17 protein-coding genes are annotated in these 25,600 nt (G+C 69.3%); 11 read left to right on the top strand and 6 right to left on the bottom strand.

The features are described 5' to 3' along the window. Nucleotides 1–23 precede the first annotated feature (23 nt). The 3 genes from FBZ87_RS02955 to FBZ87_RS02965 all read left to right on the top strand — a co-directional run bounded on the left by FBZ87_RS02955 (nucleotide 24) and on the right by FBZ87_RS02965 (nucleotide 3,823). Entirely contained in the window at nucleotides 24–665 is a 642-nt protein-coding gene (locus FBZ87_RS02955) for a TetR/AcrR family transcriptional regulator (RefSeq protein ID WP_186454537.1), read from the top strand. Nucleotides 666–943: 278 nt separating this feature from the next. After that, nucleotides 944–2,455 carry an efflux transporter outer membrane subunit gene (locus FBZ87_RS02960; protein WP_145608864.1) on the top strand — a complete coding sequence of 504 codons (1,512 nt, stop codon included), beginning with the start codon at nucleotides 944–946 and terminating at the stop codon, nucleotides 2,453–2,455. Between the two features lie 138 nt (nucleotides 2,456–2,593). Next, the gene (locus tag FBZ87_RS02965) at nucleotides 2,594–3,823 is read left to right on the top strand and encodes an acyltransferase family protein (RefSeq protein WP_145608865.1); all 1,230 of its coding nucleotides are present in this window, start codon (nucleotides 2,594–2,596) and stop codon (nucleotides 3,821–3,823) included. A gap of 19 nt (nucleotides 3,824–3,842) precedes the next feature. Here FBZ87_RS02965 and FBZ87_RS02970 read toward each other — a convergent pair whose 3' ends face one another. Both FBZ87_RS02970 and FBZ87_RS02975 read right to left on the bottom strand, forming a co-directional pair. After that, nucleotides 3,843–5,210: a sensor histidine kinase gene (locus FBZ87_RS02970; protein WP_145608866.1), complete on the bottom strand. Its 1,368-nt coding sequence runs from the start codon at nucleotides 5,208–5,210 to the stop codon at nucleotides 3,843–3,845. Between the two features lie 28 nt (nucleotides 5,211–5,238). Further along, nucleotides 5,239–5,910 carry a response regulator transcription factor gene (locus FBZ87_RS02975; protein WP_145608867.1) on the bottom strand — a complete coding sequence of 224 codons (672 nt, stop codon included), beginning with the start codon at nucleotides 5,908–5,910 and terminating at the stop codon, nucleotides 5,239–5,241. 193 nt (nucleotides 5,911–6,103) lie between these two features. Between FBZ87_RS02975 and FBZ87_RS02980 the strand changes: the two genes are divergently transcribed. After that, nucleotides 6,104–7,099 carry an FkbM family methyltransferase gene (locus tag FBZ87_RS02980; RefSeq protein ID WP_145608868.1) on the top strand — a complete coding sequence of 332 codons (996 nt, stop codon included), beginning with the start codon at nucleotides 6,104–6,106 and terminating at the stop codon, nucleotides 7,097–7,099. A gap of 84 nt (nucleotides 7,100–7,183) precedes the next feature. Here the strand turns inward: FBZ87_RS02980 and FBZ87_RS02985 are convergent, their stop codons facing one another. Genes FBZ87_RS02985 through FBZ87_RS02995 form a run of 3 tightly spaced genes read right to left on the bottom strand, consistent with a single transcriptional unit; the run spans nucleotide 7,184 to nucleotide 14,995 of the window. Further along, nucleotides 7,184–10,303, bottom strand: a complete 3,120-nt coding sequence (locus tag FBZ87_RS02985; RefSeq protein WP_145608869.1) for an efflux RND transporter permease subunit — start codon at nucleotides 10,301–10,303, stop codon at nucleotides 7,184–7,186. 19 nt (nucleotides 10,304–10,322) lie between these two features. Further along, entirely contained in the window at nucleotides 10,323–13,535 is a 3,213-nt protein-coding gene (locus FBZ87_RS02990) for an efflux RND transporter permease subunit (protein ID WP_145608870.1), read from the bottom strand. Next, complete coding sequence (locus FBZ87_RS02995; protein WP_145608871.1) at nucleotides 13,532–14,995, bottom strand: efflux RND transporter periplasmic adaptor subunit; 1,464 nt, start codon at nucleotides 14,993–14,995, stop codon at nucleotides 13,532–13,534. Before FBZ87_RS02995 ends, FBZ87_RS02990 begins: the two co-directional genes overlap by 4 nt. A gap of 718 nt (nucleotides 14,996–15,713) precedes the next feature. On the opposite strand from FBZ87_RS02995, the gene FBZ87_RS03000 reads away from it, so the two are divergent. The 7 genes from FBZ87_RS03000 to FBZ87_RS03030 all read left to right on the top strand — a co-directional run bounded on the left by FBZ87_RS03000 (nucleotide 15,714) and on the right by FBZ87_RS03030 (nucleotide 24,821). Next, on the top strand, nucleotides 15,714–15,959 hold the full coding sequence (locus tag FBZ87_RS03000) for a hypothetical protein (RefSeq protein ID WP_040842394.1): 246 nt from the start codon (nucleotides 15,714–15,716) through the stop codon (nucleotides 15,957–15,959). Between the two features lie 75 nt (nucleotides 15,960–16,034). Further along, nucleotides 16,035–17,789: an ABC transporter permease gene (locus FBZ87_RS03005; RefSeq protein WP_326486335.1), complete on the top strand. Its 1,755-nt coding sequence runs from the start codon at nucleotides 16,035–16,037 to the stop codon at nucleotides 17,787–17,789. Nucleotides 17,790–17,808: 19 nt separating this feature from the next. Further along, nucleotides 17,809–19,218 carry an ABC transporter ATP-binding protein gene (locus FBZ87_RS03010; protein WP_246134202.1) on the top strand — a complete coding sequence of 470 codons (1,410 nt, stop codon included), beginning with the start codon at nucleotides 17,809–17,811 and terminating at the stop codon, nucleotides 19,216–19,218. Between the two features lie 209 nt (nucleotides 19,219–19,427). After that, entirely contained in the window at nucleotides 19,428–21,632 is a 2,205-nt protein-coding gene (locus FBZ87_RS03015) for a prolyl oligopeptidase family serine peptidase (protein ID WP_246134203.1), read from the top strand. Nucleotides 21,633–21,740: 108 nt separating this feature from the next. Next, complete coding sequence (locus tag FBZ87_RS03020; protein WP_246134204.1) at nucleotides 21,741–23,033, top strand: AMP-binding protein; 1,293 nt, start codon at nucleotides 21,741–21,743, stop codon at nucleotides 23,031–23,033. Further along, a complete protein-coding gene (locus FBZ87_RS03025; RefSeq protein ID WP_186454538.1) occupies nucleotides 23,030–23,773 on the top strand; it encodes an SDR family NAD(P)-dependent oxidoreductase in 744 nt (247 codons plus the stop codon). Before FBZ87_RS03020 ends, FBZ87_RS03025 begins: the two co-directional genes overlap by 4 nt. Before the next feature lie 13 nt (nucleotides 23,774–23,786). Continuing rightward, nucleotides 23,787–24,821, top strand: a complete 1,035-nt coding sequence (locus FBZ87_RS03030; protein ID WP_145608872.1) for a 3-oxoacyl-ACP synthase III family protein — start codon at nucleotides 23,787–23,789, stop codon at nucleotides 24,819–24,821. A 171-nt stretch (nucleotides 24,822–24,992) separates the two neighbouring features. Here the strand turns inward: FBZ87_RS03030 and FBZ87_RS03035 are convergent, their stop codons facing one another. Continuing rightward, nucleotides 24,993–25,445 (bottom strand): flagellar biosynthesis repressor FlbT, encoded by a 453-nt coding sequence (locus FBZ87_RS03035; protein WP_145608873.1) that lies wholly within the window; start codon nucleotides 25,443–25,445, stop codon nucleotides 24,993–24,995. Nucleotides 25,446–25,600: the final 155 nt, after the last annotated feature.

Consider the following 25,600-nt stretch of genomic DNA (forward strand, 5'->3'; position numbering starts at 1 on the left):
TGGGCCAGGGTGAGACAGCGGTGATGGAAGATGACACCTCCGGAGAGCGTCCCGACGGCCGCCCCGGTGGGCGCCAGCGCAAGGCGGGCGATACCCGCCGGGCGGAGATCATCGCCGCCGCCCTGGAACTGCTGCATGAGGTGGGGCCCGGCGGCACCACGACCACGGCCATTGCCCGTCGCATCGGCATGGCCCAGGGCTCGCTGTTCCGCCATTTCCCCACCAAGCGCGCCATGTGGGAAGCGCTGCTGGACAGCCTCTCCCACCGCATCGCCCCACCGATCCAGGAAGCGCTGAACGGTGCCGGCAGTCCCATGGCCCGCCTGCGACAGGTCATGCACACCTGGCTGGGTCTGGCTGAAAGCATCCCGGCGCTGTCGTCGCTGATGTTCTCGCGCGAGGTGCTGGCCGACAGTCCCGATATGCGCAGCCTGCTGGCGGAACGCCTGCAGCGGCCCCACCGCATCTATTGCGCCCTGATCCGCGAAGGCATCGCGGCGGGCGAGGTCTCGCCCGACACCGATGTGGAACGCGTAGGCTGGATCCTTTCGGGCATGAAGCACAGCCTGGTCATGCGCTGGACTTTGCTGGACCGCACACTGGACATGCACGCCGACCTGGACGTGATGCTGGATACGATTATCGCCGGCATGAGCCGGCGGTAAGTATCGGTGCATTGGCCTCAGGCGCGCTGACCGGATGGTGGCGGGGCGGCAAATGGCCGAGCCCCGTGTCCATTTTTCCCGACAGGTTGGCGGCTTTTGTTTCGTACCATCGGGCGGTCACGGGGGTGGGCGTTCCACTTCGCCCGCTGGTGGCTGGGCCAATTGGGCGCAGGCCCAGTTCGTCCGTGACAGGGGGCTTCCGGTGTGAAAAGAAGGGCGCCGGGTCTGTTCCCATTTCGCGTTTCCATCTGGCCTCCCTTCCTGGATCACGTCCCGCGATGCTGCGCCACCGGTCGTCCCGTTCCCTGCTTTCGTCCGTCGCCAAGCGGCCCCTGCTGGCCTTTGTCATGGCGGGTGCGCTGACGGGCTGCACCGTGGGGCCGGACTATGAACGGCCGGAAACGCCGCAGCCGGCGGCCTATCGCGAAACGGTGACCGGCGACGCCGCCAAGGACGCGACCCTGCGTACGGAAATCGCCGCCGACTGGTGGCGGCAATTCAAGTCGCCGGAACTGGACAGCCTGATCGCCCGCGTGGCGTCGAATAACTTCGACGTGCGCGCTGCGGTGGCCCGCATCCGCCAGGCCGAGGGGACGGTGGACGAACAACGCTCCACCCTGTTCCCCACGGTGACGGCGAGTGCGGGGCGCACCCGCAGCCAAACGGGCGGCGGCACCACCACCGTCAGCAACGGCAACTTCATCACCCGCAACAACATCAGCAGCAACTATTCGGCCAAGTTGTCGGCCAGTTACGAGCTGGATTTCTGGGGCAAGAACCGGTCCGCCTTCGAATCGGCCAAGGCCAGCCTGAACTACAGCCGCTACGACAAGCAGACGGTGCTGATGACGGCCATCGCCACGGTGGCCACCGACTACTTCCAGGCGCTGGCCTACAAGGACCGCCTGGCCCTGGCCCGCCAGTCGCTGCGCGATGCCGAGGACGTGCTGCGCGGCATCCAGGCCCGCGCCCGCGCCGGCACCGCCACCGATGTCGACGTGGCCAACCAGGTGAACGTGGTGGAGGGCGAGCGCGCCGCCATCCCGCAATATGAGCAAAGCCTGGCGCAGCAGATCGACGCGCTGGCCGTGCTGGTCGGCGTGCTGCCGGAACAGCTGAAGATCGAGGGCACCACCCTCAGCGGCCTGGCGGAGCCCGAGGTGGCGCCCAACCTGCCGTCCACCCTGCTGACCCGCCGGCCGGACGTGGCCTCGGCCGAAGCACAGCTGATCGCCGCCAATGCCACCCTGCGCAGCGTCATCGCCCAGCAATACCCCAGCCTCAGCCTGACCGGCAGCTACGGCTATCAGAATGAGTCGCTGGGCGACCTGTTCAACCCGGCCAGCAAGCTGTGGTCGCTGGGCACCTCGCTCAGCCAGACGGTGTTCGACGCCGGCAACCTGCAGGCCCAGTCCGACGTGCAGCGCGCCCGGGTGGAGGAGCTGGCGGCGGATTACCAGAAGGCGGTCGTCACCGCCTTCTCCGATGTCGAGGATGCGCTGGCCGGGGTGCGCTACACCCGCGACATCCGTGGCGCCCAGGAAAAGGCCACGGCCTCGGCCGACGTGGCCCTGCGCGGCACCACCGGGCAGTTCCAGCGCGGCACCGCTGACATGGTCAGCGTGCTGACGGCCCAGCGCACCCTGTTCAGCGCCCAGGACAGCCTGGTGCAGAGTCGCCTGAACTACCTGACCTCCATCGTCACGCTGTACCGCGTGCTGGGCGGCGGCTGGTCGGTGGAACAGACCGAGGCCCAGGCCGATACAGCGCCCGCCAAGGCCGGTGGCTGACTGCCGTCCTCAAAGCCAGGGGCGCCATCGTCATTTCCGGCAAAATGCCGACCTTGGGGCTAGCCGCGCGGGACGCGTGCTGGCACACCTGATCGCATCCCCGCGCCGTTCCCTGGTTGAAAGGCCTGCCTGTTCCCCATGTCCGCGCCCGCCTTGGACCGCCCTTCCGTGGAGCCCTCTCCCGCCGCCAAGCCTGAACGCCTGCTCTCGCTGGACATCTTCCGGGGGCTGACCGTGGCCCTGATGCTGCTGGTCAACGATCCCGGCACCTGGTCCGACATCTATTGGCCGCTGCGCCACGCCAAATGGCATGGCTGGACGCCCACCGATCTGATCTTCCCCTTCTTCCTGTTCATGGTGGGCATCACCACCCACCTGTCGCTGACCCAGCGGCGGGCACGGGGGGATGACGATGGCGCCTTGGCCCGCCAGATCCTGCGGCGCGCGCTCATCCTGTTCGGCCTCGGCCTGTTCATCGCCTGGTTCCCGGGTTACGCGCTGGCCGGTCACGGCACGCTGGCCGATCGCGCGGCGGCCCAGGTGCTGTCCTGGCGCATCCCCGGTGTGCTGCAGCGCATCGCTCTGTGCTACGCCGCCGCTGGCCTGCTGTCGCTGCGGATGGGGCCGAAGGGGCAGGGGGCGCTGATCCTGCTGCTGCTGCTGGGCTATTGGGTGGTCATGACCTGCGTGCCGGTGCCCGGCACCGGCGCCACCGGCCTTGCGGCACTGGCCCATCCCGGCGCCACCGTGGCGGCGGCGGTCGACCGCGCGCTGTTCGACTGGGGCGCCTGGGGCAACCACCTGTGGGCCGCCGCCAAGACCTGGGATCCCGAAGGCGTCCTGTCGACCCTGCCGGCCATCGCCACGGCGCTGCTGGGCGTCCAGGCCGGCCGCTGGCTGGCCCGGCCCCTGCCGTTGCCGGCCCGCATCCGGGGCCTGATCGTGGCCGGGGTCGTGGGCGTCCTGCTGGGCGAAATCTGGGATCTGGCCTTCCCCATCAACAAGAGCCTGTGGACCAGCTCCTTCGTGGCCCTGACCGCCGGCATGGCTTGCCTGTGCCTGGGTGCCCTGCTGTGGGTGGTGGAGGTGCGCGGCTGGCGCCGCTGGACCCGGCCGGCCCTGGTCTTCGGCGTCAACCCCATCCTGGCCTATGTCGGATCGGAACTGATGGCCATCATCATCGGCGGCGTCATCACCCTGCCCTGGGACCACCGGATTGCCCCCCTGCAGGACGTGATCTACGAGGCGGTGTTCTATCCCCTGCTGCCGGAAAAGGCGGCCTCGCTGGCCTTCGCCCTATGCTTTGTCGCCCTGTGGTGGGCGATCCTCGAGGTGCTGTACCGCCGGCGGATCTTCCTGAAGGTATGAGGTTCCCTGACGGGTCTTATCAAGCAGCCTTATCCTCAAAGCACAGGCTGAACAACGCGCCGCCGCCGTGGCGGTCGCGGGCGGCCAGGCGGCCGCCGTGCTGGCGCATGATTTCCATGGCGATGGCCAGGCCCAGCCCTGAGCCGGTGATGCCGGCGCCGGCGGCGCCGCGCACGAAGGGCTCCGCCAAGGTCAGGGGATCCTCGCCTTGCAGGCCGGGGCCCCGGTCGGCGACGGACAGGATGGGGCCGGGGCCCACGCGCACCTCCACCGTGCCGCCGGCCGGGCCATAGGCCACGGCGTTCTCCACCAGGTTGCGCAGGGCCTCGGCCACGGCGCCGGTGTTGCACACCAGGGGGAAGTCCTCCACAACCTCCAGCTCGATGGATTTGCCCAGGGAGCGGATGAAGGGCGCCAGGGTCACCAGTTCCCCCGCCGTCAGTTCGCCCGCCATGACGCGATCGGTGCGGGGCAGGGGGGTGCCGGACAGGCGCGACAGCGACAAGAGCTGCGCCACCAGGCGGGACAGGCGGCGCACGTCGGCGCGCACAGCCGCCATGTCGGCCTCCCCGCTTTCTAGGCGGGCCTGCACCACGGCCAGGGGGGTGCGCAGCTGGTGGGCGGCGTCGGCGATGAAGCGGCGGTGGTGGCGGAAGCTGCCTTCCAGCCGGGCCAGCGCCGTGTTGAAGGCGTCGACCAGGGGCAGGACTTCGCTGGGCAGGTTCTTGCCGTCCAGCCGGTGGTCCAGCCGGTCCAGGCCGATGGCCGCCGCCTCCTCCGACACCTCCTGGATGGGGGTCAGGCTGCTGCGGATGGTCCAGACGCCGATGGCGGCGGCGATCAGGGCCACGGGGATGCCGAACAGCAGGATGTCGCGGACGAATTCATCCAGCAGGCCGTTGATGATCTTCTGGTCGGCGGTGGGCGATTGCGCCACCGCCAGCGTCAGGGTGCGGTCGCCCAGCTTGATGGGCGTGCCCAGGCCATAGCGCTCCGGCTCGCCCGGCGGGCGGAAGAAATATTCCGTGTCCGGCTGGTTCAGCGCCTCGCGCAGGGTATTGGCGGCGCGGGGCAGGGACTGGGTCAGCAGCCGGCCGTGCTGGTCCCACACGGCATAGATGACGCCGTCCTCTTCCAGGGCATAGCGGTTGGCCAGATCCGGCGGCAGGCGGTCCAGCGACAGGCCGCCGTGGTTGAACACGGCCATCAGTTCATTGGCCTGGCCGCGCAGCACCTTGCGCTGCACGACGCCGCCTGCTTCCTCCAGCCGCACCACCAGGGGCAGGATACCCACGGCGACGGATGCCAGGAACAGCAGGCCCAGGCGCCAGGCCAGGCGGCCCTGCAGCGACCGGTGCCGCCAGATCTGCGCCAGGGTGGCCAGCATCAGGAAGAAATCCGAGGAAAGAGGGGGCTCACGACGCGCTCATCATATAGCCCAGGCCGCGCATGGTGATAATGCCGGCCGTGGCCTCCGCCGTCGCCAGCTTGCGGCGCAGGCGGGACACCAGGGCCTCCACCGCGTTGTCGGTGGCCTCGTTGCCGAAGCCGTAGAGGGCGCTGTCGATGTGCGCCTTGGTCACCACCTGGTCCACCTTGCGCAGCAGCACCTCCAGCAGGGCCAGCTCGCGCGCCGTCAGGGTCAGCGGGGCACCGGCCACGGCCACGCTGCGGGCGGCGCTGTCGAAGGACAGGTTGCCGCATTCCAGCACCACGCCAATGACGCCACCCGGCCGACGCAGCAGGGCCCGCAGTCGGGCCGCCAGCTCCCCCATGTCGAAGGGCTTGACCAGGTAATCGTCGGCGCCGGCGTCCAGCCCCTCGATGCGATCATCCAGGGTGGACCGGGCCGTCAGCATCAGGATGGGCACCTTGCGGCGGCAGCCGCGCAGGCGGCGCACCAGGCTGACGCCATCGCCATCGGGCAGGCGCCGGTCCAGAACCAGGGCGTCGTAGTCGGCGGTGGAGATATAGTCGTCGGCCTCGGCCAGGCTGCCGCAGGCATCGACGGTGAAGCCGATTCGCGACAGGTGATCGGCGGTTAGTGTCCGCAGATCCCGTTCATCCTCGACCAAAAGAAGCCGCATCGGCCAAGTTCCCACAAGTCGCCCACTGCGGGCGGCAGACGTATCTATACGCGCGAACAAGCGCGGCCTGTCGGTGTCCTGCTGATTTTCACGGGGCGGGGCCGGTTTGAGAGGCGAAAAACCGCGTCAGCAAGGCGTCAGCTTGACTGTGCCATCGTTGCCACGCGCTGATCAACCGAGGGTGCTGACCACCATGACCGTCCTCACCGCCGCCCTGCTGCCGGACCCGTCTTCCGGATCCTGGGACGTTCCGCCCGCCAGTCCAGCGGCCGGCACTCCCGTCATCGACTATCGCGCCCCGGTGGCACCGGTGGACGATGGCTTCGGACGGCATCGCCCCGGCGGGCTGCCGGGCTTGCTGCTGGCGCTCGGCGCCGCCCTGCCGGCCAGCCGCTGGGGCCGGGTGGCCGGCGGCGTCCTGGGCCCGGTGGTGCGGGTCATGGTGCCCTGGCTCTACGGCTCCGTCATTGATGTGGCGGCCGATGGCCTGCGCCGCCGCCTGCACGTCCGCGACCATGCCGACGACCGCCGGTTCCTGGCGCTGCCCCGCCAGGCGGCGGCCCGGGCCCGGGCCCATGTCGCGGCGGCCCTGCCAGCCGATGGTGTTTTTGTCGATGTCGGCGCCGGCACCGGCCTGCACACCCTTGCCGCCGCGCGCCACCTGGGCCCCCAGGGCCGCGTGCTGGCGGTGGAGCCGAACGCCGCCACCCGCGACCGGCTGGCGGTCAACCTCTCCCTGAATCCCATCGCCGCTACCGTGACCCTGGCGGAAGAGGCGGCGGGCCCCACTTGCGACGGCCTGGTCCTCGCGACCGGCGCCCGCAGGGCCGCCGCGGTGCCCGCCTGGGAGGGGCCACCGCCGGCCCTGGTGCGCACCCGCCCGCTGCTGGATTTGGTGCGGGCTGCCGGCCTGCATCGTGTCGACGTGCTGCGCCTGGGCTACAAGGCCGGCGCCGACCTGGCGCTGATCCCCTTCCTGCAGGCGGCACCCCAGGCCCTGCGCCCCCGGCTGGTCGTCATCGACCGGCGCGGCGCCAAGGGCTGGGGCGTGGATCTGCCGGCCACCCTGGCCCTGTTCGGCTACCGCGCCTGCGGCGTCACGCCGGACGCGCTGCTGTTCCAGGGCGATGCCGTTGCCGACTCCGGCGCCCTGTGGGAGCCGACCGACTGGTCATTGGTCGCCTCCTGATCCGGCCCGTCTGATCCGCGCGAAAATGAGAAGGGCCCACCGGGGTGATCCGGCGGGCCCTTTCCATTGGTCCTGTCGGATGCCTCAGCTTCGCTTCACCCCGGCCATGGCCGCGTGCAGGCGGGACAGCATGGGCCTGCGCGGCCGCAGGTTCCGCAGCGCCAGGTAGATCACCGGCGTGGTGTAGAGGGTGATGAACTGCGACACCAGCAGGCCGCCCACCAGGGCGACGCCCAGCGGCTGGCGCAGCTCCGCCCCCGTTCCGCCGCCGATGGCCAGCGGCACGGCGCCCAGCAGGGCGGTCAGCGTGGTCATGGTGATGGGGCGGAACCGTTCGCGGCACGCCTCCGTGATGGCGTCCACGGGGGACATGCCCTGGATGCGCTCCGCCGCCAGGGCGAAGTCCACCAGCATGATGGCGTTCTTCTTCACGATGCCCATCAGCAGGATGATGCCGATGAAGGAGATCATCGACAGCTCGAACCCCGTGGCCATCAGCGCCAGGATGGCGCCGATGCCGGCGGAGGGCAGGGTGGACAGGATGGTGATGGGCTGGGCCCAGCTTTCGTACAGCATGCCCAGTACGATGTAGATGGTCACCAGCGCCGCCACGATCAGCAGGGGCTGGCCCTGGTTCTGCTGTTGGAAGATGCGGGCGATGCCGCCCACCTCCACCCGCATCGAGGCCGGCATGGCCAGTTCCGTCACCGCCTGCTGCGCCCGGGCCAGGGCGTCCACCTGGGCGACGCCGTCGGCCAGGTTGAAGCTGAGGGTGGAGGAGGGGTACTGCCCCTCATGGTTCACCGACAGGGGCGATTCCTGCACCTGCACCTTGGCGAAGGTGGATAGCGGCACCATGCCCGCCACCGACTTCACATAGATGCGCACCAAATCGTCCGGACCCTTCTGCTCATTGGGCGTCGCCTCCAGCACCACGTGGTACTGGTTGCGGGCGCCGTAGAGGGTGCTGACCTGCTTCTGGCTGAAGGCGTTGCCCAGGGCCGCGTCCACGTCCGATGGCGTCAGGTTCATGCGCGAGGCCAGGTTGCGGTCGATGACCACCTTGGCGTCCAGGCCGGCCTTGTCCTGGTCGGAACTGACATCCTGGAAATAGTCCGGCAGCTCCTTCAGCTTGGTCACCAGCTTCGGCCCCCATTCATAGAGGTCGTCCAGGTTGTCGCTCAGCAGTGAGACCTGGAACTGCGAGTCGCTGCTGCGTCCGCCAAAGCGCAGGTCCTGCTCCGCCTGCAGGAAGACCTGCAGCGCCTCCATCTTGGCGAACTTGGGCCGCAGGCGGGCGATGACCTGGTCGGCGCTGGCGTCGCGCTGGTTCCTGGGCTTCAGCGAGATGGTCATGCTGCCGGTGTTGGCGCTGCTGCTGCCGGGGCCGCCGCCGCCGCCGCCGGTGGTGCCGCCGATGGCCGCCACCGCCGGATCGTCGGCGATGATCTTCACCACCTCCTGCATGCGGCGTTGCATGGTCTGGAAGGAGGTGTCGGCCGAGGCGCGCACGCTGCCGCGCAGCAGGCCCGTGTCCTGCTGGGGGAAGCCGCCCTTGGGCACCACGCCATACAGGTAGACGGTGCCGAAAATGGTGCCGATGGCCACGAACAGCATGAGGATGCGGTGCCGCATCACCCAGCCCAGGCCCTTCATATACAGGTTGGTGGCGCCGTCCAGCGGCCGGCCCACCCAGCGGTCGGCCCAGTTGGCCTTGCGCTCCCGGGCATGGTCGACGAAGCGGGCGCACATCATGGGCGTCAGGGTCACCGATACGATGCCCGACACCAGGATGGCCGCCGTCAGGGTCATGGCGAATTCGTGGAACAGCCGGCCCGCCAGCCCGCCCATGAAGATGATGGGCATGAATACGGCCACCAGCGACAGGGTCATGGACACGATGGTGAAGCCGATCTCGCGCGCGCCGTCCAGGGCCGCCTGCAAGGGCGGCTTGCCCATCTCACGATGGCGGACGGCGTTCTCGATCATGACGATGGCGTCGTCGACCACGAAGCCCACGCTGATGGTCAGGGCCATCAGCGACAGGTTGTCCATGCTGTAGTCCAGCATCCACATGACGGCGAAGGTGCCGGCCAGCGACAGGGGCACGGCGGTGGCGGCGGCCAGCGTGGGCGCCAGGCGGCGCAGGAACAGGCCCACCACCAGGATGACCAGGCCGATGGAGATCAGCATGGTGATCTGCACGTCGTCCACGCTGGCGCGGATGGTGCCGGTCTGGTCGTTGACCACGTTGATGTCGATGCCGGGCGGCAGCCACTTCTGGATCTGGCCCAGGTTGGCCTTGATCAGGTCCACCGTCTTGATGACGTTGGCGCCGGGCTGCTTCAGCACCGAGACCAGCACGGCCGGCTGCGTGCCGAACCAGCCCGCCTGCCGGATGTTTTCCGAGCTGTTCAGCACCGTGGCCACGTCACCCAGGCGGAAGACGGTGCCGCTGGCGGTGCGCACCACCAGGTCGCGGTAGTCCTGCGCCTTCAGCATGGTGTCGTTGGTGGTAACCGTCATCAGCGTGTCTTCGCCGTCCATGGTGCCCACGGGCTGGCTGACGTTGGCGTTGGTGATGGCGGTGCTGATGTCGGCCAGGCTGATCTTACGCGCGGCCAGGGCGTTCACGTCCACCTGCACGCGGATGGCGGACTTCTCGCCACCGGCGGCCGAGGCCTGGGCCACGCCCTCGATCTGCGACAGGCGCTGGGCCAGGATGCCGTCGGCGGCGTCGAAGATGGCCTGGTTGGTCAGGGTCTTGGACGTCAGGGCCAGCGTCATGATGGGCCGGCCGTTGGGGTTGGCCTTGCGGAACGTGGGTTGGCTGGTCAGGCCGGAGGGCAGGTCGGTGGCGGCGGCGCTGATGGCCGCCTGCACGTCGCGCGCCGCGTCCGTCACCGGCCGGCTGACGTCGAACTGCAGGATGATGGTGCTGACGCCCAGCGACGTGGACGAGGTCATCTCGTTCACGCCGGCGATCTCACCCAGGTGACGCTCCAGCGGGGCGGTCACCGTCGCGGCCATGGTCACGGGGTCGGCCCCCGATTCCCTGGCCTGGATGAAGATGATGGGCAGGTCGGTGTTGGGCAGGGACGCCACCGGCAGGAAGGCGTACGCCACCGCCCCCACCAGCGCCAGGCCGATGGCCAGCAGGGCCGTGCCGATGGGCCGGCGGATGAAGGGTTCGGAGATGCTCATGGGGTGGCTGCTCCGCGCCTCAGTCCGCCAGGCCCGTCAGGGGTGGGGGCGCGCCCGGGGGCACGTCTTCCGTCCGGTCGCCGCCGGTGCGCCGGGCGACCCAGGCGCGCAGCCGCTCCATGTACAGATAGATCACCGGCGTGGTGTACAGGGTCAGCAGCTGCGACAGGATCAGGCCGCCGACGATGGTGATGCCCAGCGGCCGGCGCAGCTCCGACCCCGTGCCATGCTCCAGCGCCAGGGGCAGGGCGCCCAGCAGCGCCGCCATGGTGGTCATCATGATGGGGCGGAAGCGCAGCAGACAGGCCTCCACGATCGAGTCGTGGGGGGATTTGCCCTCCACCCGTTCCGCCTCGATGGCGAAGTCGATCATCATGATGGCGTTCTTCTTCACGATGCCCATCAGCAGCACGATGCCGATCAGGGCGACCAGCGACAGGTCGTTGCCGGTCAGCCACAGCGCCAGCAGGGCGCCGATGCCGGCCGATGGCAGGGTCGACAGGATGGTCACCGGGTGGATGATGCTCTCATACAGCACGCCCAGCACGATGTAGATCGTCACCACGGCGGCGGCGATCAGCCACGGCTCGCTGGCGATGGAGGTCTGGAATTCCGCCGCCTCGCCGGCGAAGGACCCGGTCACCGTGTCCGGCATGCCGATGTCCTTCTCCGCCTTGGTCACGGCGTCTACCGCGTCACCCAGCGACTGGCCCTCGGCCAGGTTGAAGGTGACGGTCAGGGCCGGGAACTGGGCCTGGTGGTTCACCGTCAGGGGCGCGCTGGTGGTCTCGATCTGTACCAGAGAACTCAGCGGCACCTGGGTGTTGGTGGTGACCTGGGTGCTCTGCGCCACCGTGTTCACCGCCACCGGCCCGCCGGTGCTGGGCACATACAGGCGGCCCAGCGCCTCGGGGCTGGATTGCAGCTTCTCCGGCACCTCCAGCACCACGCGGTACTGGTTCATCTGGGCGTAGATGGTGGAGATCTGGCGCTGGCCGAAGGCGTCGTACAGCACGTCGTCGATGCTCTGGATGCTGACGCCCAGGCGGGCGGCCAGGGCGCGGTCGACGTTCAGCACCACTTGGCGGCCATTGGTCTGCTGGTCGCTGGCTACGTCGCGGAACTGGGGCAGGCTGCGCAGCTTGGCCACTAGCTTGGGCGCCCATTCCGCCAGTTCCACGCCATCGGCGTCGGCCAGAGTGTACTGGTACTGCGTGCGGCTGGCGCGGGCGCCGATCTGGATGTCCTGCACCGACTGGACGTAGACCTCACCCTGCACGCCCGACAGCTTGTGGCTGAGGCGCACGGCGACCGCGTCGGCATTGGCCGATCGTTCGTCCCGCGGCTTCAGGCCCACCGACAGGTGGGCGGTATTGGGGGTGGGGTTGACGGTGCTGGCGCCGGCGAAGCTGGTCACCGACACCACGTCGGGGTCCTGGGCGACGATATCGGCCACCTGCTGCTGCAGGCGGCGCATGGACGAGAACGAGCTGTCCTGGTCGCCGTCCACGGTGATGGCCAGGATGCCGGTGTCCTGGCTGGGCAGGAAGCCCTTGGGCATCCACATGTAGAGGACGACGGTCAGCACCAGGGTGCCGATGGCCACCAGCAGGGTCAGGAACTGGAAGCGCATGACCACGGACAGGGTCCGCTCATAGCCCCGCAGCATCCAGTTGAAGCCGGCTTCCGTCCATTCCAGGGGGGAATATTTGGCCCAGCGCGCGCGGCGTCGGTGGGCGGCCTGTTCCTCGGCATGGCTGCGCAGCAGGCGGCCGCACATCATGGGCGTGACGGTCAGCGACACGACGGCCGAGGCGACGACGGCGATGGTCAAGGTCAGCGAGAACTCGCGGAACAGGCGGCCGATGATGCCGCTCATGAACAGCAGGGGGATGAACACCGCCACCAGCGACACCGTCAGCGAGATCACGGTGAAGCCGATCTGCTTGGCGCCCTTGTAGGCGGCCGGCAGGGGCGCCTCGCCCGCCTCGATGTAGCGGATGACGTTCTCGATCATGACGATGGCGTCGTCGACGACGAAGCCGGTGCCGATGGTCAGGGCCATCAGCGACAGGTTGTCCAGGCTGAAACCGCACAGCGCCATGACGCCGAAGGTGACGATCAGCGACAGGGGCAGGGCCACGGCCGGGATGACGGTGGCGCGGCCGGACCGCAGGAAGGCCAGGATGACCAGCACCACCAGCACGGTGGTCAGCACCAGGGTTTGCTGCACGTCGCGCACGCTGGCGCGGATGGTTTCCGTCCGGTCGGCGACGATGGTCAGCTTGATGCCGGCGGGCAGGGCCGATTGCAGCTCATGCAGCTTGGACTTCAGCCGGTCCGCCGTTTCCACGATGTTGGCGCCGGGCTGGCGCTGGATGTCCAGCAGCACGCCCTGCTTGCCGTTGAACCAGGCGCCGACGCGGGAGTTTTCCAGCCCGCGCGTCACCACGCCCACGTCTTTCAGGTGGACGGGGGCGCCGTTCTTGTAGGTGACGATGACGTCGGAATAGGCCTCGGCCTTTTCGATCTGGTCGTTGGCGGTGATGGTATAGGCCTGGGCGACGCCGTCGAAGCTGCCCTTGGCTTGGTTCACGTTGGCCTTGCCCAGGGCGGTGCGGATGTCCTCCATGCTCAGGCTGTAGGCGGCCAGGCGCTCCGGCTGGATCTGGATGCGCACGGCCGGGCGCTGGTTGCCCTGCACGGTGACGCGGCCCACGCCCGACACCTGGCTCAGCTTCTGCGCCAGCAGGCTGTCGGCCGTGTCGGAAAGGGTGGAGATGGGCAGGGTTTCCGAGGTCAGCGCCAGCGACAGGATGGGCGGGTCCGCCGGGTTGACCTTGGCGTATGTGGGCGGATAGGGCAGCGTCTTGGGCAGGGTGCTGCCGGCGGCGTTGATGGCCGCCTGCACGTCCTGTGCTGCGTCGTCGATGTTGTGGCCCAGGCCGAACTGCAGCGTGATGTTGGACACGCCGAAGCTGGAGATGGACGTCATGACGTCCAGGCCGGGAATCTGCCCCAGCTGGCGTTCCAGCGAGGCGGTGATCAGCGTGGCGGTGGTGTCGGCGCTGGCGCCGGGCAGCTGGGTGGTGACCTGGATGACGGGGAAGTCCACTTCCGGCAGCGACGACACCGGCAGCGCCCGATACCCCAGGAAGCCCACCAGCACGATGCCGATCGCCAGTAGCGTGGTGGCGATCGGCCGGGCGATGAAGGGGGCGGAAACGTTCATCGCGGCTGGCTGCCCTGGGTGTTGTCCTGCGCGGGCTGGCCATTGGCAGGCTGGCCATTGCCGGGTTGATTGGGGTTGGGCGCACCCTGTGGCGTCGGGCCCTGGGCCGGGTCGCTGCCCGGCTGGCCGCCCTGGTTGCGGCGGCGATGGTGCTCACCCTCGGGCCCGGCCTGGCCGTTGCCGCCCTGACCCTGGCCGCGGTGGTGTTGGCCGGTGGCGCCCGCGGGCGCCCCGGCGTCCGGCGTCGCGCCCGCCGGGGCGGCGATGTTGATCTTGGCGCCGTCCTGCAGGCGGTCCTGGCCGTTGACCACCACGCGCTCGCCCACCTGCACGCCGTCGGACAGGGCGGACTTGTCGCCTTCGTTCAGGATGACGGTCACGGGGCGGGGGGTGACGGTGTTGTCCTCGTTGACGATGTAGACGAAGGTGCCGTTGGGGCCATGCTGGATGCTGGAGGCCGGCACCACGGCCAGCTTGGGCTTCACTTCCAGCAGCAGGCGCATGTTGACGAAGCCGCCCGGCCACAGGCGATTGTCCTTGTTGGGGAAGGACGCCTTCAGCTTGATGGTGCCGGTGGTGGTGTCCACCTGGTTGTCCAGGGTGGTCAGGGTGCCCTTGTCCAGCTGGCGGCCGTCGGAACTGACGGCCAGCACGCTCAGCGTCTCGCCCTTGGCCAGGTGGGCATTGATGACGTCCAGCTGCTGCTGCGGCAGGGTAAAGACACCCGAGATGGGCTGCATCTGGGTGATGACCACCAGGCCGGTGCTGTCGCCGGAGCTGACGATGTTGCCCACGTCCACCAGGCGCAGGCCGGTGCGGCCGTCGATGGGCGCCTTGGTCACCGTCCAGTCCAGGTTGGTCCGGGCGGTTTCCACGGCCGCCTGGTCGTACTTCAGCGTCGCCTCATACTGGGCGACGGTGGCCTTCTGCGTGTCATAGGTCTGCTGCGTGCCGTACTTCTCGGCCGCCAGGGCGCGGTACCGCTCCAGGTCCAGCCGGGCGTTGGCCAGTTGCGCCTGGTCCTGTGCCACCTTGGCCACCGCCTGGTCATACGCCGCCTGGTACAGGCGCGGATCGACCACCGCCAGGGTGTCGCCGGCCTTCACGGTCTGGCCTTCGGTGAAGGCGACCTTGGTCAGCTGGCCGCCGATGCGGGTCTTGACCGTGACGGTGTTCAGCGCCTGCACCGTGCCCAGGCCGTCCAGGTAGACCGGCATGTCGGCCAGCACCACCGGCGTCACCGCCACGGTTGGGATGGAGAAGCCGCCGCCGCGACGCCCGCCGCCCCCACCGGGGCCCCCGGGGCCGCCCGGGGGCGGGCCGCCGGCGCCGGGCCGCCCACCCGGCGCACCTGGGGGGCTGCCCGCGTCCTGGCTGCTCGGCTTCTTGTGCATGACCCACCACGCGCCACCACCCAGCAGCACCACGACCAGGGCAGACACCCAAACACTGCGTCGCATCGAAATCCCAACCTTCCCGATGATCTCTGGAACCCGGGTTTATACGCCGGCCGTCCGAAGATCCTGTTGTCTCGCTTATTCCCACGGATGGGCGTGGCCGGTAAGATTTGAAAAGGCCCGTACCCGACTGCCCTGCCTTGTATTTCGCGCCTTCTCTTACCCCGAAAACCGCCAGGCGTCAGCACCGCTTGCACCCGCCCGCCTGGGTCCGCTTCGCCGTCCATCCTCAGGGCCATCCCGCCCATGCCGGCCGGCAGGCTATAGCGGTGCCGGGTGACGGTTTTATGTCATCCCACGCCGGATACCGCCTGCGCCAATTGGCGCATGGCAGGGTGAAACCGGCCCGCGCGGCATGATCGGGACCGGATGATTTTGCATCGCGGCAAATCGCGCTCTGGTTTGGGGTTGACGCGGGTCCCCCGCCCGGTTTATTGGCGGGCCGTCGGTTGTCCTCCGCCGTCTGGAACCCCGGTTCCGCACGACGGGCGATATGCCGTCAACCCCAAGAGAACAGTCACCCTGAGAATGAACCCTCGACCTAGTGAGAGCGGCGCGGACCCGTTTGGCCGGACCCATCCGGCGCGACTGGTCGCTACAGACCGCCAGCCGGGACAGGGGTGTGGGTGGGAGTGTCGGGCCCCTCGCTGAGACGGGGGCATCGACGCCCCCATCCCCGCCTTCGTCCCCGCCGGGCACCGGCCGCGTGACGGAGGCAGCAATGGCCCTCAACAAGACCCGTTTTTCCGCCGGGACCGATCCCGTGTCCGCCGTCATGGCGGCGGCGGCCCGTGCCGCGCAGGCGCAGCGCGCGGCCCTCTCTGGCCATGGCCTCACCCTGGTGTGGCGGCAGGATGCCGCCGGCCGCCCCGTTATGGGCTGGATGCTGATGCGCCGGCCGGTGGCCGCCAATGACATCGCCGCCAACGACGCACCGTCGGAGGGCCGAACGCGGTACGCCCGCTGACCGGTACCTGATTCCCCTGACGCTGTTCGGGCCCGACACCCCATCCGAAACCAAGGGTGACGGGGGGAACGGCCAATGACGATGCATGTCCTTCACGGCGGCCGTGACGGGCTGGGATCACCCAGCCCGCTTGCCCGCCTGGCGCCGTCCCGCTGGGACGTCGTGGCCTTGCCGCTGGTCCTGGGCCTGCTGGCCCTGTTGGTCTTCGGCGGGCACGAGGTGGCGCAGCCGCTGTCGCAGCTGGAACGCACGCCCATCACCCTGGACCCGTGGACGCTGCCCTACTACGCCCTGCGCACGACGCTGCGCATGCTGGCGGCCCTGGGCGCATCCCTGCTGTTCACCCTGGTCTATGCGCCGCTGGCGGTGAAAAGCCAGCGCGCGGGGCAGATCCTCATCCCGGCGCTGGACATCCTGCAGTCCGTGCCGGTGCTGACATACCTGTCCTTCACCGTGACCTTCTTCCTGGGCTTGTTCCCCGGCCAGGTGGTGGGGGCGGAGCTGGCCTCCATCTTCGCCATCTTCACCAGCCAGGCCTGGAACATGACCTTCAGCTTCTACCAGTCGCTGCGGACGGTGCCGTCCGACCTGGAAGAGGTGTGCACGGGCTATCACTTCTCCACCTGGCAGCGCTTCTGGCGGCTTGAGGTGCCCTTCGCCATCCCCGGCCTGGTCTGGAACATGATGATGAGCATGTCCGGCGGCTGGTTCTTCGTCGTGGCGGCCGAGGCGGTGACGGTGGGCAGCACCACCATCACCCTGCCGGGCGTGGGCGCCTATCTGGCGCTGGCCATCGAGCAGCGCGACCTGGGCGCCATCGGCTGGGTCATCCTGACCATGCTGGGCGTCATCATCCTTTATGACCAGCTGCTGTTCCGGCCGCTGGTCGCCTGGGCCGACCGCTTCCGCGCCGACACCGTGCAGGCAGAGGAACGCCCGACCTCCTGGGTGCTGACCATGGTGGAACGCTCCACTCTGTTCCGCACCTTGGGCCGGCCGGCCGGCGGCGCCGCCCGCGCTACCTTGCGCTGGCGCCTGCCGTCCCTGCCCAAGCTGCCGGCACCCAGGCTCAGCCCCCGGGCCGTGCGCATGGGGGATTATGTGTGGCAGGGCGCCCTGGCCGTCATGGCGCTGTACGTGGCGGTGCACGGCGTCCAGTTCATGGCCACCGGCGTCACCTGGGGTGATGTCGGCCATGTGGTGCTGCTGGGCCTGGCCACCATGGTCCGGGTGGTGGTGCTGATCGTCCTGGCGGCGGTCATCTGGGTACCGATCGGGGTGATGGTGGGCATGCGCCCGCGCCTGGCCGCCATCGTCCAGCCGCTGGCCCAGTTCCTGGCCGCCTTCCCGTCCAACCTGTTCTTCCCCGTGGCGGTGGCGGCCATCGTGCACTGGACCCTGAACCCGGACATCTGGCTGTCGCCGCTGATGATCCTGGGCACGCAGTGGTACATCCTGTTCAACGTGGTGGCCGGTTCCCAGGCCTACCCCGTGGATCTGCGCGACGTTATCGCCAACCTGCGCCTGCGCGGCTGGAAGAAGTGGCGGGACGCCCTGCTGCCCGGTGTCTTCCCCCACCTGGTGACGGGGGCCATCACCGCCAGCGGCGGCGCCTGGAACGCCAGCATCGTGGCCGAGGCCGTGTCCTGGGGCGATACCCACGTCCAGGCACGTGGACTTGGCGCCTATATCGCCCAGATGACGACAGACGCCGACTTCCCGCGCCTGGTGCTGGGCAACGTCGTCATGGTCTGTTTCGTCGTGCTGTTCAACCGTCTGGTCTGGCGGCCGCTGTACGCGTACGCCGAACGCCGCCTGCGCGTGTCCTGAAGGAACGGAGGTCCCCATCATGAACCTGACCCCGAAGTCCCTGCGCGCGGCCCTGGGCGTGCATGCCCCGGCCGACCTGGCCACCGCCGGAGTCGCTCCCCGTGGGGCGTCCTCCGGCCCCCGTCCGCTGCCCAGCGGCGTGCCCATCCTGACCGTGAAGGACGTCAGCAAGCGTTACGACGCCGACCCCGACAGCCCCCTGGTGCTGGATAACGTCAACATGACGGTGGACCGGCGCGAGATTGTGGCCCTGCTGGGCCGCTCCGGCTCCGGCAAGTCCACCCTGCTGCGCATCATCGCCGGCCTGCTGTCCTCCACCTCGGGCCAGGTGTCCGTGGCGGGCAAGCCGGTTTCCGGCCCGGCCAACGACGTGGCCATGGTCTTCCAGTCGTTCGCCCTGTTCCCCTGGCTGACGGTGCTGGAGAACGTGCAGGTGGGACTGGAGGCGCGCGGCGTGCCCCCGGCGGAGATGCGCAAGCGCGCGCTGGCTGCCATCGACCTCATCGGCCTGGACGGGTTCGAGAACGCCTATCCCCGCGAACTGTCGGGCGGCATGCGCCAGCGCGTGGGCTTCGCCCGCGCCCTGGTGCTGGATCCCGGCATCCTGTTGCTGGACGAGCCGTTCTCGGCCCTGGACGTGCTGACGGCTGAAACCGTCCGTACCGACTTCCTGGACCTGTGGGGCGATGGTCACCTGGCCATCGGCGCCGTGTTGCTGGTCACCCACAACATCGAGGAGGCGGTGCAGATGTGCGACCGTATCCTGGTGATGTCGTCCAACCCGGGCCGGGTCGCGGCGGAGATCGAGGTGACGCTGCCCCATCCGCGCGTCCGCACCGACCCGGCCTTCCGCCAGCTGGTGGACCACATCTATGGCCTGATGACCCGCCGGCGCAAGGCGGCGCCGGGCATCGCCGAGACGCTGGCCGCCGGCCTCAGCCTGCAGCTGCCGCATGTGTCGACCAACGTGCTGGCCGGTCTGATGGAAATGGTGGATGCCGAGCCGCACAACGGCGTGGCCGACCTGCCCGTCATCTCCTCCGCCCTGCAGATGTCCACCGACGACCTGCTGAAGGTGGCGGAAACCTTGCAGATGCTGGGCTTCGCCGAGGTGGTGGAGGGCGACATCCGCCTGCTGCCCCCAGCGCGGCAATTCGCCCAGGCCGAGCTGGACGTGCGCAAGCGCCTGTTCGCCGACCATCTGCTGCAACGCATCCCGCTGGCCAGCCACATCCGCCGCGTCCTGCAGGAACGCCCAAACCACCGCGCCCCCCGGCCCCGCTTCGAGACGGAGCTGGAGGATCATATGTCCGAGACCGCGGCGGATGAGACGCTGAAGGCCATGATCAGCTGGGCGCGCTATGCCGAGGTCTTCGCCTATGACGGCGACACGGCGCAGTTCCACCTGGACGCGGAGGAAGAGGCTTAGTTTTTTCCTCAAGCGCCGGCAGCCGCATTCACGGCTTTGGCTTTCCTCGATTTTTAGTCCGCTCCGCTTCCCAAAAATCTCCGGCGGACGCGGTCGCGTCCTAGGAGGAGGGTTAAGGGGCCAGCATTCCAAGTTTGCGAGAAGAGGCTTGGCAGAACGGGCCGCCGGTGGTGCACTGCGCGGCCCGTTCCCCTTTCTGGACACCGCCCATGGCCCGCCTGGCTGCCCCCCGCCTCATCGCCCTGTCCTTGGCTGGAATGGCTTGGTTTGGCGGTGGTGCCGGGGCGGTGGGTCTGCCCTCCACCCCGGCCAAGCCCGTGACGGACAGCTTCTTCGGCCAGCCGGTGGCCGATCCCTACCGCTGGCTGGAGGATTGGTCCGACCCGGTGGTGAAGCGCTGGTCGGCTGATGAGAACGCCTACAGCCGCGTCTACCTGGACGCCGTACCCCAGCGCGCCGCCATCAAGGCGCGCCTGGAGTCGCTGATCGCCGCTACGCCCAGCCGTTATTCCGGCGTGCGCGCCGCCGGCGGCCATCTGTTCGCCCGCTATATCGACCCGCGCCTGCAACAGCCGCAGGTGGTCATGATCGATGATGGGATGACCACGGCGCCGTCGCGCGCGCTGGACGTGAAGGTGATCATCGACCCCAACCGGATCGACTCGCGCGGCCTGACGGCGGTGGACTGGTTCGTGCCGTCCCCCGACGGCCGGCTGGTGGCCGCCAGCCTGTCCACGGGCGGCAGTGAGAATGGCAGCGTGCATGTCTTTGACACCGCCACCGGGACGGAGGTGGGTGAGGTCATTCCCCGCGTGCAATATCCCACCGGCGGTGGCGACCTGGCCTGGTCCGCGGACGGCAAGGGCTTCTGGTACACCCGCTACCCGGGGGAGGAGCGGCCGGAGGCCGACCGTCATTTCTACATGCAGGTCTACTGGCACCCGCTGGGTGGCGATTCACGCAACGACAGTTACGTGCTGGGCCGCGACTTTCCCCGCATCGCGGAGGTGGAGCTGGACAATCGCGAAGGCACGGGGCCCCTGGTCATCTCGGTCGCCAACGGCGATGGCGGGGAATTCGAACACTTCCTGCTGCCCCAGGCCGCCGGGCCTACCGGCACACCGGCGCCGGTGACCCGGTTCGCCGACAAGGCGGTGGCGGTGGCGCCCGGGCCCGACGGCGCGCTTTACCTGATTTCCCGCCTGAATGCGCCGGCGGGGCGCCTGTTGCGCCTGGCGCCGGGGGACACCAACCTGGTCCATGCCAAGGTGCTGGTACCCGAGGGCAAGGCGGCGCTGCTGTCCGACCGGGGCTCCCACTCCCTGGCCGTGACGGACAGCCGCGTCTATCTGCGCCGCATTGAAGGCGGCCCCATCACCGTGGCCATGGTGGCGCCGGCCACGGGTCAGCCGCTGGGTCCGCTGCCCCTGCCGCCGGTCTCCGCCAACCATGAGCTGGTGCCCCTGGCCGGCAACCGCGTGCTCTATGACATGACCACCTATCTCAAGGCGCCCGCCTACGCCATCTACGACGAGCGCCGGCAAAGCATGGACGAAACCAAGCTGTCCGCCGCCGGTGGGCTGGATTTCAGCGACGCCGAGGTGGTGCGCGACGCCGCCACCTCCGCCGATGGTACCTCGGTGCCGGTCACCATCATCATTCCGAAGGGCGCGCGCAAAGGGGGCAAGGCGCCCGCGCTGCTGACCGGCTACGGCGGCTTCGGCGTCAGCCTGACGCCGGGCCAGCTCACGGCGGAACAGCGCTTGTGGCTGGACGCCGGCGGCATCTACGCCATCGCCAACTTGCGCGGCGGGGCGGAGTTTGGCGAGGCCTGGCACGATGCTGGCCGCCTGACGAACAAGCAGCATGTCTTCGACGATTTCGCCGCCGTGGCCCGCCTGCTGGTGCAGCGGGGCTATACCGATGCCGACCACCTGGCCCTGATCGGCGGCAGCAATGGCGGCCTGCTGATGGGCGCCACCCTGACCCAGCATCCGGACCTGGCCCGCGCCGTGGTGGGCAATGTCGGCATCTACGACATGGTGCGGACGGAACTGGACCCCAACGGCGCCTTCAACATCACCGAATACGGCACCGTGAAGGATTCGGCGCAGTTCCAGGCGCTGTACGCTTATTCGCCCTATCACCATGTGACGGATGGGGTCCGCTATCCCGCCGTGCTGCTGGCGACGGGGGAGAATGACGGCCGCGTGAATCCCATGCATTCGCGCAAGATGGTGGCCCGGCTGCAGGCGGCCAACCCCACCGGCCTGCCCATCCTGCTGCGCACCACCGCCAATGCCGGTCATGGCCATGGCAGTTCCCTGGCCGAGCGCGTGGCCCTATCGACGGACATCTACGGCTTCCTGTTTGACCAGCTGGCCATGACCCTGCCGCCGCCATCGGCCAAGTGACGCATTAAGCCGGATGGTGCATTAAGGCTGTCGCGGGCGGGGTGGCTGGCCCATAGTAGGGACCTGTTTTTCCTGATCCTGTTCCCCCGCAAGGAACCGCCTGGTGCCATGATGTCCCCGCCTGCCGCCCCGCCGCCATTCCCCGCTCCGGCGGATGGAATGGGCTGGCTGGACCCTGCCTGCCGGTTGATCCAGGACGGCCAGTCCCATGACCAGGCGGCCTTGCTTGAGCGGGCGCGGGACTTGGCCGGCCGGTTGCGGCCCGCCGCGCGCATCGCGGCGGTTGCGGCCACACCGCTGGCTGTGGCGGTGGCCCTGCTGGCGGCCCGCCTGCTGGACGCCGAGCTGTTCCTGATGCGGGGCACTGCTGTGCCCGCCGGGGTTGACGCGGTGGTGGATGCCGGCGGCGGGGTAACGCGCCCGGGCGGTGCGTTGTCCGGGGCCGCGCCCGGCTTCGCCCTGGTGCTGGAAAGCTCCGGCACCACCGGCACGCCCAAGCGTCTGCGCCACGCTTTCGATCGGCTGGCGGCCCGTATCCAGGGGGGGCGGGGGCGGGGCAGCGTGTGGCTGGCCACCTTCGACCCGGGTGGCTATGCCGGCCTGCAGGTGCTGCTGACCGTGTTGCGCGGTGGCGGGACGCTGGTGGCGGGCGACGCCCCCGACGTGCCGGCGCTGGCGGACCTGGCGCAGCGTCATGCGGTCACCCACATCAGCGCCACGCCCAGCTTCTGGCGGGCCTTCCTGCTGACGGGGAAGACGCCGCCGCTGAAGGCGATGACTCTGGGGGGTGAGGCGACGGACCAGTCGTTGCTGGACCGGCTGGCGGCCGCCTTTCCCAACGCCGCCGTGCGTCACATCTATGCCAGCACAGAGGCGGGCGCCCTGTTCGCCGTAGCGGACGGCCGCGCCGGCTTCCCCGCCGCCTGGCTGGAGACCGGAATTGAGGGTACCGACCTGGCCGTGCGTGACGGTGTGTTGTGGGTCCGGGGGCCCCGGCTGGCCATCGCGTTGGCCGGCGGCCGCCTGCTGACCGATGCCGACGGCTGGTATGCCACGGGCGACCGGGTGGACATCGTGGGCGACCGGGTGCTGTTCCGGGGGCGTGAGGACGGTGTGGTCAACGTCGGCGGCGTGAAGGTCATGCCCGATGAAGTGGAGACTCTGATCCAGGCGGTACCGGGCGTCGCCGACGCCGCCGTGCGGGTGCGGGCCAGCCCCATCACCGGGCATCTGCTGACGGCACAGCTGGTGGTGGTACCGGGCCAGGATCCTGAGGTCCTGCGCCCCAGGGTGGCGGCGGCCCTGGCTGGCTTGCCGGCGGCGGCCCGCCCCCGGCGGTTGGAATTCGTTACGGAGCTGGAATTATCCCCGGCCGGCAAAAAGAAACGGGTGCAGGAATGAGTGACCATATCATCGTCACCGGCGGCAGCCGGGGCCTGGGCTTGGCGCTTGTGCGCGCCCTGCTGGCGGACGGCTGGCGCGTCTCCACCTGCGCCCGCGGGCCAACGGCGGAGGTGGAGGATCTGACGGCCCGGCACGGCGACCGCTTCCTGTTTCAGGTGGCGCAGGTGGGCGACGCGGATCAGGTAACCGCCTTCGTCGACGCTGCCACGGCTTGGGCCGGCGGGCTCTATGGCTTGGTCAACAATGCCGGCATCGCGCGCGAGGGCATCTTGGCCACCTTGCCCCAGGTGGAAATCGACACCCTGATCCAAACCAACCTGAACGGCGCCATCCAGGCTGCCCGGGCGGCCTTGCGGCATCTGCTGCGCCGCCCAGCCACGGCGGCGCCCGCTGGTGGGCGCATCATCAACATCTCTTCCATCATTGGGCAGCGCGGCTATACCGGCCTGGCCGCCTATGCCGCCACCAAGGCGGGAATGGATGGCATGACCCGGGCGTTGGCGCGAGAGGTGGGGCGGCGGGGCATCACCGTCAACTCGGTGGCACCAGGTTATCTGGAGACAGAGATGTCCTCGACCCTCAGCGCCGGCCAGCGCGACCAGATCATCCGGCGCACGCCACTGGGCCGCTTGGGCACGGCAGACGACGTGGTGCCGGTGGTGCGCTTCCTGCTGGGCCCGTCCGCCGCCTATATTACCGGGCAGACCTTGGTGGTCGACGGCGGCATCAGTTGCTGATGGGAGATCGTTGATGGCGTTGGCCCGGTTGAACGGTGTGGCGGTGCGGGGCATCGTCTCGGCACTGCCGGCCCGGGTGGAGGATACGGCGGACCTGGCCGCCCGTTTCGGGGAAGAGGCGGCGCGCCGCCTGGCCACCGCCACCGGCATCCATGCCCGCCATTTGGCGGCGCCCGGCCAATGCACATCCGACCTGGCGGTGCCGGCGGCCCAGGCGCTGCTGGACGGGCTGGGCTGGGCAGCCGACAGCGTCGACCTGCTGGTCTTCGTCAGCCAGACCCACGACCAGGTGCTGCCGGCCACGGCTTGCCTGGTGCAGCGGCGGCTGGGCCTGTCCAAGAGCGCCGCCGCCTTCGACCTGTCGCTGGGCTGCTCCGGCTATGTCTATGGCCTGTGGGCGGCGGGCTCGGCGCTCGCCTCATTGCTGCCCCGGGCCGATGGGCGGCCGGCGCGGGCCTTGCTGCTGGCGGGCGACACAACCAGCCATATCCTGGATCCGGATGACCGGGCGGTGGCGCCCCTGTTTGGCGACGCCGCCGCCGCCACAGCGCTGGAGATCGACGCCGCCGCGCCGCCCATGATCGTGGACGTGGGCACGGATGGCGCCGGTGCCCCCTATCTCATGGCGGCGGGGGGGGCCATGCGGGGGCCGGACCGGCCGCCACGCCTGTTCATGGACGGCACCCAGGTCTTCGCCTTCACGTTGCGTGAAGTGCCGGGCGCCATCGCCGCCACCTTGGCCGCCATCGGCTGGACCGCGGCGGATGTGGACCGTTTCGTCCTGCACCAGGCCAATGAAATGATGCTCCGCCGCCTGGGCCATAAGATCGGCGCCACGGACGAACAGCTGGTGCTGGCCCTGGCCCGCCATGGCAACACCAGTTCGGCCAGCGTGCCGCTGGCCTTGACCGACGCGGTGGCGGCCGACCTCAAGGCCGGGGCCTTGCGGGTCCTGTTGTCCGGATTCGGGGTGGGATGGTCCTGGGCCACGGCGGCGGCCACCCTGGGGCCGCTGGCCGTGTGCGAGACCATTGTGCTGCCGGCCTGAAAGGCCGGAGCTGATACCCGTGGCATTTGATCGTGACCGCTCAAATGCCCCCTCAATCGCCGGGCGCCAGCATGCGCTGGCTCGGCTTCCTCGCTGTGCCCTGCGGTGCTCGCTCCGGCGCCCGCGGTCGCGGGCTACACCGGCACGAGTCAACATCTCGTGCCGGTGGTATTATTCGTCGACGGCGGGGGCGGCCACCTTGCGGCGGCGGCGCACAACCTCCACCGGCGGCTTGGGGGCCGGCGCGGCCTCGGCCGTTTCCTTGATGTCGAACAGCTTGCGGCACAGCTTCAGCGCGCGGTAGTTGTTGCCCTCGCGCACCAGCGTCTGCACCTCGTCGAACAGGTCGGCCTTGTCGGGATGCTGGACCCGCGCCTCTTCCAGGATGGCGGCGAAGTGCACCATGTTGGTGCTGGCATCCTCGGGGAAGATATAGATCAGCTGGATGATGAAATAGAGCCGCTTCTCGATGGTGTCGCAGTTCTCTTCCTTCAGGATTTCCCGGCCACGCAGGAAATTCACCTTGTTGTAGAAGAATAGCGAGACGGGATGATCGCCGATGCCGATGACGGCGCCGTTGACGATCAGCTTTTCTCCCGGACGTAACACCAGTTTCAGCGGCAAGGGGGCAATCCTTCCTTCAGAACGCAGCCTCGGGGCCAGGGCCCGGGGCCATGGCTCAGCCGTGCGGGCCGAACCGGGCAGAACCTTAAACGAATGAAGCCGCCCGAACGGGCGGGCGTATGCGCGCACCCCTAGGAATTACGGCAGCCGACCCC

Source organism: Nitrospirillum amazonense, from assembly GCF_007828035.1.
In the GTDB taxonomy this organism is placed as follows: domain Bacteria; phylum Pseudomonadota; class Alphaproteobacteria; order Azospirillales; family Azospirillaceae; genus Nitrospirillum; species Nitrospirillum amazonense.